Annotated in this window: 10 protein-coding genes; all 10 read left to right on the forward strand. The window is 62.7% G+C overall.

Annotated features, from left to right (window positions below):
- The first annotated feature begins 83 nt into the window (after positions 1–83).
- The 10 genes from NMG46_RS15665 to NMG46_RS15710 all read left to right on the forward strand — a co-directional run bounded on the left by NMG46_RS15665 (position 84) and on the right by NMG46_RS15710 (position 12,105).
- Positions 84–989 (forward strand): MurR/RpiR family transcriptional regulator, encoded by a 906-nt coding sequence (locus tag NMG46_RS15665; protein ID WP_254818538.1) that lies wholly within the window; start codon positions 84–86, stop codon positions 987–989.
- Positions 986–2,317, forward strand: coding sequence for an aspartate aminotransferase family protein (locus NMG46_RS15670; RefSeq protein WP_254818539.1), 1,332 nt, complete (start codon positions 986–988; stop codon positions 2,315–2,317). The genes NMG46_RS15665 and NMG46_RS15670 overlap by 4 nt, the downstream gene beginning before the upstream one ends.
- Before the next feature lie 93 nt (positions 2,318–2,410).
- Positions 2,411–3,364: a TAXI family TRAP transporter solute-binding subunit gene (locus tag NMG46_RS15675; protein ID WP_254818668.1), complete on the forward strand. Its 954-nt coding sequence runs from the start codon at positions 2,411–2,413 to the stop codon at positions 3,362–3,364.
- Positions 3,365–3,420: 56 nt separating this feature from the next.
- A complete protein-coding gene (locus NMG46_RS15680) occupies positions 3,421–6,021 on the forward strand; it encodes a TRAP transporter permease (RefSeq protein ID WP_254818540.1) in 2,601 nt (866 codons plus the stop codon).
- Positions 6,022–6,108: 87 nt separating this feature from the next.
- Positions 6,109–7,014 (forward strand): DMT family transporter, encoded by a 906-nt coding sequence (locus tag NMG46_RS15685; protein ID WP_254818541.1) that lies wholly within the window; start codon positions 6,109–6,111, stop codon positions 7,012–7,014.
- A 175-nt stretch (positions 7,015–7,189) separates the two neighbouring features.
- A complete protein-coding gene (locus NMG46_RS15690; protein WP_254818542.1) occupies positions 7,190–7,909 on the forward strand; it encodes a FadR/GntR family transcriptional regulator in 720 nt (239 codons plus the stop codon).
- Between the two features lie 105 nt (positions 7,910–8,014).
- A complete protein-coding gene (locus NMG46_RS15695) occupies positions 8,015–8,935 on the forward strand; it encodes a sialic acid TRAP transporter substrate-binding protein SiaP (RefSeq protein ID WP_254818669.1) in 921 nt (306 codons plus the stop codon).
- Between the two features lie 141 nt (positions 8,936–9,076).
- Positions 9,077–9,649 (forward strand): TRAP transporter small permease, encoded by a 573-nt coding sequence (locus NMG46_RS15700; protein ID WP_254818543.1) that lies wholly within the window; start codon positions 9,077–9,079, stop codon positions 9,647–9,649.
- A gap of 3 nt (positions 9,650–9,652) precedes the next feature.
- On the forward strand, positions 9,653–11,059 hold the full coding sequence (locus tag NMG46_RS15705; RefSeq protein WP_254818544.1) for a TRAP transporter large permease: 1,407 nt from the start codon (positions 9,653–9,655) through the stop codon (positions 11,057–11,059).
- Positions 11,056–12,105: an L-idonate 5-dehydrogenase gene (locus NMG46_RS15710; RefSeq protein ID WP_254818545.1), complete on the forward strand. Its 1,050-nt coding sequence runs from the start codon at positions 11,056–11,058 to the stop codon at positions 12,103–12,105. Before NMG46_RS15705 ends, NMG46_RS15710 begins: the two co-directional genes overlap by 4 nt.
- Positions 12,106–12,216: the final 111 nt, after the last annotated feature.

Consider the following 12,216-nt stretch of genomic DNA (forward strand, 5'->3'; position numbering starts at 1 on the left):
GAGCGACAAGATTCATATGAATCAATCTTTGATCACACTGAAACAGACGTTGCAATCGCTGGTCTGGCGAGCTAGCAATATCCATGGACCAGGAAGAGCTTGCTGGACAGATCGTCACTGCATTCGACGGCATGTCGGCGCAGCTTCGGTCCGCCGCGCGCTATGTCCTTGATAAGCCGTATGATGTCGCGCTGTTGTCCATGCGCGAGCAGGCCCGGCACGCAGGAGTGCAGCCGGCGACGATGACGCGGCTGGCCCAGCATCTCGGCCTTGATGGCTACGAGGCGGTACGCGATATCTACGCCGCCGCGATCCGGGACGGCGAAATCGGTTTCGCCGGCAAGGCGGGCCTTCAGGTCGCCAGCCAAAAGCTCAAGGGCGACCACGCGCTGGCGGCCGATATTCTGGATTCGATTTCCAGCCAGCTTGCCCATCTCGCGGAAGGCAGGTCGATCGACCGTCTGGTTGAGACGGCCAGGGCGCTGAGTGCGGCAAGGCGCGTCTATTGCCTCGGCTTGCGCTCGAGCCACGCAGTGGCCTGGCATCTGCATTACATCCTGTCGCTGATCGGCGAGAAGTCGGTGCTGCTGCACGGCATCGGCGGAACCGATGGCGACGCTCTGGCCCATGCGACCAGGGACGACGTGCTGATCGCCGCCAGCGTCCTGCCCTACACGCGCTTCACCATCGAGCTTGTCGAGTACGCTGCCGGCCGCGGCGTACCGGTCATTGCGATCACCGACAGCGGGGTAGCGCCCTTGGCGCTGCTTGCCGATCACCTGGTCGTCGTGCCGACCGACAGCCCGTCCTTTTTCCACACCATGACGCCAGCTTTCATCGTTGCTGAGGTCCTCGGTGCTCTTGTCGCGGGGCAGGCAGGCGAGGGCGCTGTTGAGTCGCTGCGACGTTTCGATGAGCAGGGCGCCGCCCTCAAGACCCATCTGAACCAGCGTCCGCCGAAGAAAATGCCCATGAGGGACCGTCGATGACACACATTCTTCATCGAACCATCCACTCGACGCTGCCGGTCGCCGCTCGCGGCCAAGGCATCGAACTGTTCGATGCCGAGGGCAAGTCCTATATCGACGCGTCGGGCGGCGCCGCGGTGTCCTGCCTCGGCCACAGCCATCCCGACGTGATCGCTGCACTGCACAACCAGCTTGACCGCATCGCCTACGCCCACACCAGCTTCTTCACCACCGAGGTGGCGGAGCGCTTGGCGGATCGGCTGGTCGAGGACGCGCCGAAAGGGTTGGACCACGTCTATCTGGTCAGCGGCGGCTCGGAGGCGGTCGAGGCCGCGCTCAAGATGGCCAGGCAGTATTTCGTCGAGAAAGGGGAGCCGCAACGGCGCCATCTCATCGCACGCCGGCAGAGCTATCACGGCAATACGCTCGGCGCTCTCGCCACCGGCGGCAACGAATGGCGGCGCGCCCAGTTCAGGCCGTTGCTGATCGAGACCCACCATGTCGACCCCTGTTACGCCTATCGCTATCAAAAGCATGGCGAAAGCGACGAAGCCTATGCGGCGCGCGCCGCCCAGCAGCTCGAAGACAAGATCCTTGAACTCGGCCCGGACGAGGTCATCGCCTTTGTCGCCGAGCCGGTGGTGGGTGCCACGCTCGGCGCCGTGCCGTCGGTCCCCGATTATTTCAAGCACATTCGCGCGATCTGCGACCGCTACGGCGTGCTGCTCATTCTCGACGAAGTGATGTGCGGCATGGGCCGTACCGGCACGCTGCATGCGTGCGAGCAGGACGGCATCGCTCCCGACCTGCTGACCATCGCCAAGGGGCTCGGCGGTGGCTACCAGCCGATAGGCGCGGTGCTGCTTGGCCGGCATATCTTCGACGCCTTTGCCCAGGGCTCAGGCTTCTTCCAGCATGGACATACCTATATGGGGCATCCAATGGCGGCGGCGGCTGGCCTCGCCGTGCAGGAGGTCATCCGGCGCGACCGCCTGCTCGACAACGTCAGTGCAATGGGCGCGCAGCTCGACGAGCGCCTGCACCAGCGCTTTGATAATCACCATCACGTCGGCGACATTCGCGGACGAGGTCTGTTCAGGGGAATCGAGCTGGTGGTCGATCGCGCCAGCAAGGAACCGTTCGACCAGAGATTTGAACTCAACGCTCGCATCAAGCGCGAAGCAATGGCCCGCGGCCTGATGATTTATCCGATGGCCGGGACGATTGACGGTGTGCGGGGCGTTCATGTGCTTGTGGCGCCGCCTTTCATCATTTCCAGACAGGATATCGATCGGATCGTCGAACGGCTCGGTGAGGCGATCGACGCTGCGATCGCTTCAGCGGCCTGACCCGCGCGACGCGGACCGCCTCAATCAGTTCCAACGCGTCATCGGCGATGGGCCGGGACATCCACCAGAGAGGTAGCAACCATGTACAGTTCGATGAAAACCCTGATCGGCGCGGCGGCTTGCATGCTGCTGGCGCTGCCGTCCGTCGGAGCCGAGCAGCGCTTCGTCACGGTCGGCACCGGCGGGGTCACCGGCGTCTACTATGCTGTCGGCGGCGCCATTTGCCGGCTGATGAACAAGGACCGGCAGAAAACCGGCATCCGATGCTCGACGGAGTCGACCGGCGGTTCGGTCTTCAACGTCAACTCCATCCAGACAGGGGACCTCGATTTCGGCTTGACCCAATCGGACGTCCAGTACCAGGCCTATGAGGGGACCGGAAATTTCGACGGCAAGCCGTTCAAGGATCTGCGGGCCGTCTTCTCCGTCCATCCCGAGCCGTTTACCGTGCTGGCGCGGCCCGATGCCGGCGTCACCAAATTCGAGGACTTCAAAGGCAAACGCTTCAACGTCGGCAACCCCGGGTCAGGCACCCGCTCGTCGATGGAGGAGTTGCTGAAGCAGATGGGCTGGACGCTCGGCGATTTCTCGCTTGCCGCGGAGCTGAAGGCGGATGAGCAGGGCAGCGCGCTGTGCGACAACAAGATCGACGGTTTCTTCTACGGCGTTGGTCATCCTTCCGCCGCGATCCAGGATCCGACCACGGCCTGCGGCGCCAAACTCATCCCGCTGACCGGTCCGGCAGTGGACGCGCTGTTGGCAGCTCATCCGTACTATTCAGTCGCCACCATCAAGGGTGGCATGTACGCCAACAACCCGGACGACGTGAAGACATTCGGCGTCCGCGCCACCGTGGTGACGAATGCCAGTACCCCCGATGAGGTGGTCTACGAGTTGGTGAAGTCGGTCTTCGAAAATTTCGACGACTTCAAGAAACTGCATCCGGCTTTCGCCAATCTCGATCCCAAGGAGATGATCAAGACCGGTCTGTCGGCGCCAATGCATCCGGGCGCGGAGCGCTATTACAAGGAGAAGGGCTGGCTCTGAGGCCTTCAATGCGAGGCGCCAAGGGCGCCTCGCATCGCAGATAATTGTGGGGAACGATGACAGATCAAAGCCAGCGGGCGGCAGCGCCTGACCAACCCGTTATCGACATCGACAAGCTCAGCGAGATCGTCGCGGAAGCCGACACCGGTGGGCGCAAGCCGACCGGCCGCACCGCGAAGCTGATCCTCGGCGTATCGCTTGCATGGTCGCTGTTCCAGCTCTGGTATGCCTCGCCCCTTCCGTTCATGCTCAATTTCGGCGTTGTCAGCGACGGCATCGCCCGCTCCATCCATCTGGCCTTCGCCCTGTTTCTGGCGATGCTGACGTTTCCGGCCTTCAAGACCTCATCGCGCAGCCGGGTGCCGCTACCCGACTGGGTGCTAGGCATCGCCGGGGCGGCGTCCGCCCTCTATCTGCTGGTGTTTTATAGCGATATCGCCCACCGGCCGGGTCTTCCCACTACAGCTGACCTGGTCGTATCGATCGCCGGCGTCCTCATCCTGCTCGAGGCCGCCCGTCGCGCCGTCGGGCCTGCCATCACTGTCATCGCGACGATCATGCTGATCTATATTTTCGCCGGGCCTCACCTTCCTGGCCTGCTCGGCCACAAGGGCGCGACGTTATCGCGCGCAGCCTCGCAGATGTGGCTGACGTCCGAGGGGGTGTTCGGTGTCGCCCTCGGTGTGTCCACCAATGTCGTCTTCATGTTCGTTCTGTTCGGAACATTGCTGGAGCGCGCCGGCGCCGGCGGCTTTTTCATCCAGCTTGCCTTCTCGCTGCTCGGCAAATACCGCGGCGGTCCGGCCAAGGCCGGTGTCGTGGCTTCCGGCCTGACCGGCATGATTTCCGGCTCTTCGATCGCCAATGTCGTGACCACCGGAACCTTCACTATCCCGCTGATGCGGCGGGTCGGATATTCTGCGGTGAAGGCGGGCGCCATCGAATGCGCGGCCGGCGTCAATGGTCAGCTGATGCCTCCTGTGATGGGCGCCGCCGCGTTCCTGATCGCGGAATACGTCGGCATCTCCTATGCCGAGGTGGTCAAGCACGCCTTCTATCCGGCGCTGCTGACCTATGGATCGTTGTTCTACATCGTCGATATCGAGGCGATGAAGACAGGGATGAAGGGCCTGCCGTCACGCCGCATGCGCTCCGCCTTTCAGGGTGCGCTGCGCGGGCTGATGGGCATATGCGGCTTCATCGTCCTCGCAGGGCTTGTCTATTACGGCATTGGCTGGACGAAGATCGTTTTCGGCGCGGCCGCGACCTGGATGATCACTGCCGCGCTGATCGCCGTTTACATCGGCCTTGTCGCCTACCGGGCGCGCTATCCCGACCTGCCGCTCGAGGATCTGGAGGGCGAGATCGTCAGGATTCCGCACTTCGGCGAGACGGCGCGCACCGGATTGCATTTTCTGCTGCCAGTGATCCTGCTGATCTGGTGCCTGATGGTGGAGGAGCTGTCGCCGGGCCTCTCGGCATTCTGGGGCGTTGTCGCCCTGATGGCGCTGATCGTCACGCAACGGCCGCTCACCGCCTTTTTCCGCAAGGACCAAGCGCTGGCACGGCATTGGCTTCACGGTTTCGACGATCTGGTCGGTGGCCTGTCCGCCGCTGCGCGCAACATGACGACGGTCGGCATTGCCACTGCGACGGCCGGCATCATCGTCGGCACGGTCCTGCTCACCGGCATCGGGCTGGTGATGACCGAGCTCGTCGAATTCATCTCGGGCGGGAGCTTCATCGTCATGCTTTTGTTCACCGCGGTGATCTGCATCATTCTCGGCATGGGCATGCCGACTACCGCGAGCTATGTCGTCGTCGCCACCTTGATGGCGCCGGTCATCGTCGATTTGGCGGCGCAGAACGATCTTGCCGTGCCGCTGGTCGCCGTCCACATGTTCGTTTTCTATTTCGGGCTGATGGCGGACGTGACGCCGCCGGTGGGGCTGGCGGCTTATGCTGCTGCCGCAATTTCCGGCGCCGATCCGGTGAAGACCGGGATTCAGGGTTTCAAGTACGAGATCCGTACCGGCCTCTTGCCGTTCATCTTCATCTTCAACACCGGGCTGCTGATGATAGATCTCGAAGGGCCGTTCGACTTCGTGGCGATGGTGGTCACATCGACGCTGGCCATGGTCTCGTTTGTAGCAGCGACGCAGAATTGGATGCTCGTGCGCAACCGCTGGTACGAGACGATTGCGTTGCTTCTGGCCTGTTTCATCTTGTTCAGACCGGGATTGTTGCTCGATCAGGTGAGCGAACCTTATCGGGCAGTGCCTGCCTCCGAACTCGGCCGTATCGTCGACGAGACAGCCGAAGGCGGAGCGGTTCGCCTGCGCCTGACGACGCTGAACCTCAACGGCGATGAGATATCGAAGCTGGTCCGGCTACAACTCGGGCCCGCAAATTCATCGGCCGAACGCCTGAAGGCTGTGGGGCTGGACGTCAGCGCGCTCGGCGACAGCGTGACGGTCGGCGTGGTGCGACTGGGCAGCCAGGCGGCCAAATTCGGCCTGCAGCCCGGCGACGAAATCAACCAGGTGCTAGTGCCCGCGGAGCGGCCGTCGCGCTATTGGTTCGCGGTTCCAGCCCTGCTGTTGCTCGGTCTCGTCTTCTGGGTTCAGAAGCGGCGAAGGCGGACAGTCGGCCCGTAAGCGTCTTGTGAGCGGAAGAGGCTCGCCAGCATGTCAGTAACAAGAGAACCAAACGGCGCCGCGGAACCGGCTAATGCGGAAATGCGCATGACGACGCGCGACCGCCCCTTCGAACCCGTCGACTACGGGCTTTACGCGCTGACGGTCATTGCCTGGAGCGCATCGTGGTTCGCGATCGAACTTCAGGTCGGCAGCGGCGTGTCGAACGAGGTCAATCTGGTCTGGCGCTTCGCCATCGCCACGCTGCTGATGTTTGCCTGGGCGGCTTTTTCCGGTCGGCGGCTCCGCTTTCCGATCACCGATCATTTGCGCTTTGCTGTGCTTGGCATCCTCATCTTCTCGTCGAACTTCCTGTTTTTCTATTATGGCGCCGGCTATCTCGTCAGCGGCTTGCTCTCGGTCGTCTTCTCGCTCGCCTCGGTCATCAACATGCTGCTCGGTGCCTTGGTCATCGGCGAGCGCCCGGCGCCGCGCATTCTCGCCGGCGGCGTCATCGGCTTCGCCGGCATAGCGCTGATGTTCTTCCCCGAAATCGCTGCCAACGGGCTTTCCGGCGGCACGTTGGTGGGCCTTCTTCTGTGCCTCTGCGGCACCCTGAGCTTCTGCGCCGGCAATCTCGTCTCCGTCGCAAACCAGCGCCGCGACCTGCCGCTCGTTTCAACCAACGCCTGGGGCATGCTCTACGGCACTTTGTGGTCGGCGTTCCTGGCCTTCCTGCTCGGTGAGCCGTTCGTGTTCGCGACGACCGCCTCTTATATCGGCTCGCTGGTCTTCCTCGCCGTCATATCGACGGTCGTGGCTTTCGCCGCCTACCTGACGCTGCTCGGACGCATTGGCGGCGCCCGCGCCGGTTATGCGACCGTCATATTTCCCGTCTTTGCGCTTTTGATCTCCACGGCGCTGGAAGGCTATGCCTGGACTGCGTATGCGATCATCGGGCTCGTCCTCGTCGCCGCCGGAAACGTCCTGGTCATTCGAGGAGGACGACGCTGACGCATGCAATGCCGCTGCGCGTGCCCCCGCCACATAGGTGCACCGGATAGATGGGGCAGGGCGCCTTCTTCTTCTGTCTGTTTATCCAGCTTGACTCTCTGGGTCGTCAGTTTAGGCTGCGGTCAATGGGTCAGACCAATGTACCAGGGCGGCCGGTGAGGGGAATTAGACGCGCATGCCGATCCAAGCTGTTGAACCTCGCCGGCTATACCGACAGGTCGCCGATCAGCTCAGGCAGCTGATCGATGCCGGCGAGTTTTCCGTCGGCGACCGTCTGCCGACCGAGCGGGATCTGGCGGACCAACTCGGAATTTCCCGCCCGACGGTCCGTGAAGCGCTGATAGCGTTGGAGGTCGAAGGCCGCATACGCATCCGCGTCGGCTCGGGTATCTACGTCACCGATCCGCCGAGCGCCGCCGCCTCCGAACCCGAAGTCGAGGAAGGCCCGTTCGAACTGTTGCGCGCGCGCGAATTCGTCGAAGGCGCGATCGCCGCCGAAGCGGCCCTCCATGTCCGGCCTGCAGACATCGAACGGCTCGACGACGTGCTGCGCCGGATGGAGGCCATGCGTCACCCCAACAAGATGACCATTGCGCTCGACCGGGAATTCCATACCGCTGTCGCCGGCATTCTCGAGAACGCGGTGCTGGTGCGGTTCATCGGCGAGCTTTTCGACCAGCGCATGAACCCGTACTTCGAACGCCTGTCGATCTATTTCGAGACCAGCGATTCCTGGCAGGTCGCGGCAAGGGAACATCGTGCCGTGCGCGATGCAATTGCCGCGCGCGACCCCGAGCGGGCCAAGGCCGCCATGCAGCAGCATCTGCGCCAGTCGCAAATCAGATTCTCACGCAATTTCGATGAGAGAGCCGCAGCCAAGGAGGTTGCGGAATAGCAGTTGGCCTGGGGGAGATCCGGCCGTCAAATTCAACCAGGGAGGAATTAGATGCTGAGAAAATACGCAGTTCTGCTCGGTGCGATCGCCGCAATTGCCATACCTATGGCGTCGGCCTCGGCGGAAACGGTCCTGAAATGGGCACATGTCTACGAGACGACGGAGCCCTTCCACACCGAATCCGTGTGGGCTGCCGACGAAATCAAGAAGCGCACCCAGGGCCGCTATGCCATCGACGTCTATCCGGCCTCGCAGCTTGGCAAGGAAGCCGACATCAACCAGGGCCTGATGCTCGGCACCGTCGATATCATCATTTCCGGATCGAGCTTCGCGGCGCGCGAATATCCACCGATCGGCGTCACCTATTTCCCGTACACTTTCCGCGATGCCGACCATCTCCTGAAATACACCAAAAGCGACGTCTACAAGGCCCTGACCAAGGGCTATGAGGACAAGACCGGCAATCACATCGTCGCCACCACTTATTACGGGACGCGGCAGACCACCTCGAACCGGCCGATCGCCAAGTGCTCCGACATGCAGGGCTTGAAGATGCGCGTTCCCGACGTGCCGGCCTATCTGGCCATGCCGCGTGCCTGCGGCGCCAACACGGCGCCGATTGCCTTCGCCGAGGTCTATCTGGCTCTGCAGAACGGCACGGTCGAGGCCCAGGAGAATCCGCTGACCACGATCGAGGCGAAGAAATTCTACGAGGTGCAGAAGAATATCGTGCTAACTGGCCATATCGTCGATCATCTCAACACCATCATATCGGCGTCGCGCTGGGCCTCGCTGTCCGACGAGGACAAGAAGATCTTCACCGAGGTGATGCAGGAGGCTGCCGCCCGCGCGACTGCAAAGATCGTCGCCCGCGAAAAGGAACTGGTGCAGGTATTCAAGGACCGCGGCATCACCGTAACGGATGTCGACCGTGCCGACTTCGAGAAGAATGTGTTGGAGAAGGTCACCTTCGAGGAGTTCGGGTACAACAAGGCCGATTGGGAAGCGATCCGCGCTATCAAGTAGAGCAGGGAAACTGGATGCTCAAGCAAGAGGATAGAGCGGCAATCGGATTCGCCGCTTTAACCTGCCCATCCGTCCGGCTTCAAATTGCGCCGGACGGCCTTCCAATCCTTGATGATCCACCAGCTTCGGGAGTGCGCGCGAATGGCCGAGGAACACCACACCGAGATCACCGTCGAAGAGATTGCGCACGCCTTCGAGGAGGTGCCGATGCGCGTCGACCTGTCGGACCACGGTATCGAGGACTGGGTCACGCTTGCCGTGTTCTGGGGCATGGTCGTCTGTGTCTTCCTGCAGTTCTTCACCCGTTATGCGCTGAACAACAGCTTTGCGTGGACCGAGGAGATCGCCATCAACGCGCTCGTCGTCGTTGTCTTTCTCGGCGCCGCCATGTGCGTGCGCCTTTCGCGCCATATCCACGTCGACGTGCTTTACCACTATCTGCCGGAGCGCGTCGGCCGCTGGCTGGCTCTCGCCGTCGATATTATCCGCATCGCATTCTTCGCCTACGGATCCTGGCTGATGTGGCGCTATGTCACGATCGTGGCGCATGAGCGCATGGTCACCGTCAACCTGCCGCGGCGCTGGTTCTTCTACGCCGTACTGGCCGGCTTCGTGCTGATGCTTCTGCGCTCGATCCAGGTCTTTATCGGCAATTACCGGCGCGGCTATTCGGTGCTCGAGCGTCCTGGTGCGTTCGAGACGGCGGGGGTCTGAGCGATGCTGCTTCTGGTCGGGGGCTTTCTTGTCCTGATGCTCATCGGCGTGCCGGTCGCTGTTTCGATGGCGGCCGCCTCGATCCTTTACCTCGTCATCTACGGCGTTGCGCCCGATATCATCGCAGCCCAGCGCATGATCGCCGGGGTGGAGAGCTTTCCACTGCTCGCCGTGCCCTTCTTCATTCTGGCCGGCAACCTCATGAACATCGCCGGCGTCACCGGGCGTATTTATTCCTTCGCCCTTGCCCTGGTCGGCTGGATGAAGGGCGGCCTGGCGCAGGTCAACATCATCGGATCGGTGATCTTTTCCGGCATGTCGGGTACCGCGCTCGCCGACGCCGCCGGTATCGGCACCATCGAGATCAAGGCGATGAAGGACCACGGCTATCCGATCGACGCTGCGGTTGGCGTCACCGCCGCTTCCGCCACGCTCGGGCCGATCTTTCCGCCCTCGCTGCCGTTCGTCATCTACGGCATGATGGCCAATGTCTCGATCGGCGCGCTGTTCATGGCCGGCATCCTGCCCGGCGTGGTCATGACCATGCTGATGATGATTACGGTTGCCATCTTTGCCTACAATCGCGGCTGGGGGTCCGACACGCCTTTCGAGCTTCGGCGGCTCGCCGAAGCGGCGGGCGAGGTGCTGGTGGTGGCCGCCTTTCCGATTGGCTGTTACGTGCTTGTGCAGCTTGGCCTGTCGATCAACGTCGCGGTCGGCATCGCGCTGCTGCTGCTGATCGCCGCGGACTGGTATTTCGATTTCTCCGCGGTCATGGCGCTGATGACGCCGGTTATCCTGATCGGCGGCATGACGATGGGCTGGTTCACGCCGACCGAGGCGGCAATGGCGGCTGTGATCTGGTCGCTTTTCCTCGGGCTGGTGCGCTACCGCACGATGACGCTGCGCTTGCTTGCCAAGGCCAGCTTTGACACGATCGAGACGACCGCCTCCGTACTGTTCATCGTTACCGCCGCATCGATCTTCGCCTGGCTGCTTACCGTCAGCCAGGCGGCACAGCTGTTTTCGAACTTCATTTTCGCCCTCACCGAAAACAAGTGGGTCTTCCTGATCCTGGTCAACATCCTGATGCTGGTGGTCGGCTGCTTCCTCGATACGATCGCCGCGATCACGATTCTGGTGCCGATCCTGCTGCCGGTCGCTGCCGTCTACGGCATCAACCCGGTACATTTCGGGCTGATTATGACGCTCAATCTGATGATCGGGCTTTTGCACCCGCCGCTCGGCATGGTGCTGTTCGTGCTGTCACGCGTCGCCAAGCTCTCGGTCGAGCGCACCACCATGGCGATCCTGCCGTGGCTGGTGCCGCTTATCGTGGCGCTGCTTCTGATCACCTTCATACCCGCCATTACGCTTTGGCTGCCGACCGAGATGGGCTTGATCCGGTGAGTGGCCAGGTGATCGCCGCGACACTGTTCGGCCCGCAGGACCTCCGCGTCGTGGAGCATCCGCTCGAACCGCTGGCGCCAGGCATGGTGCGTGTGCGCTTCGGGGCCGGGGGCATCTGCGGCTCCGACCTGCATTATTTCCGCCATGCCCGCACCGGCGACTTCGTTGTGACCTCGCCGCTTGTCCTCGGCCATGAAATCTCCGGCGAAATCGTCGAGATCAACGGCGCGGCACCCGGCCTGGGCGTCGGCGACCACGTCGCGGTCAATCCGTCACGCTGGTGCGGGCATTGCGCGCGATGCCTGGAAGGCCGCGCCAATCTCTGCGAAAACATCTACTTCATGGGCTCGGCGTCGAAGACGCCGCATATGCAGGGCGGCTTCGCCAGTCTGTTCGACGTCACGCCCGCGCAATGTTTCAAGGTTCCGTCTGATGTGGCCTACCAGGCGGCCGCACTTGCCGAACCGCTGGCGGTCAGCCTGCACGCCGTTGCGCGGGCCGGCGACATCAGGGGCCGCAACGTCGTCCTGTTCGGTGCCGGTCCCATTGGCCTCTTGACCATGCTCGCGGCCAGGCTTGCCGGCTGCACTGAACTGACCGTCGTCGATATCGCCGCCGCGCCGCTCGCCTTCGCCCGCAGGTTGGGCGCCGACAGGACGATCGACCTTGCCAGCGGGGACGCCGAGATCCAGTCGCTCGCGGCCGGCGGTTCGCTTGATGTGGCGTTCGAGATTTCAGGCACTGCCGCAGGCCTTGCCGCGGCAATCGCCAGCGTCCGGCGCGGCGGCACGGTGGTCCAGGTCGGCAATCTTCCCGGTGGCCAGATCCCGCTGCCCGCCAATGCGGTGATGGCCAAAGAGATCGACCTCAAAGGCACCTTCCGCTTCGGCAGCGAGTTCGCTCGCGCAGTCGACCTCATTGTGTCGCGGGAGGTGGACGTCCTGAAGCTGGTGACGGCGGAGCGCACGCTTTCCTCCGCCCCCGATGCCTTCCGACTTGGCGCCGACCGCGCTCAAAGTGTCAAGGTCGTGCTGACCGCGGACTGATTGAGGATCGCAACGTCCCTGTTTTTTACGAGCCCATTGGCGCTTCACCGTGCAGGTACAAACAGAGGATGTGCGACGGACCGTGCCGGCTTCCCAGCATCAGGATAGAGC

It is taken from the genome of Mesorhizobium sp. LMG 17147, assembly GCF_024297145.1.
Taxonomy (GTDB): Bacteria; Pseudomonadota; Alphaproteobacteria; order Rhizobiales; family Rhizobiaceae; genus Mesorhizobium.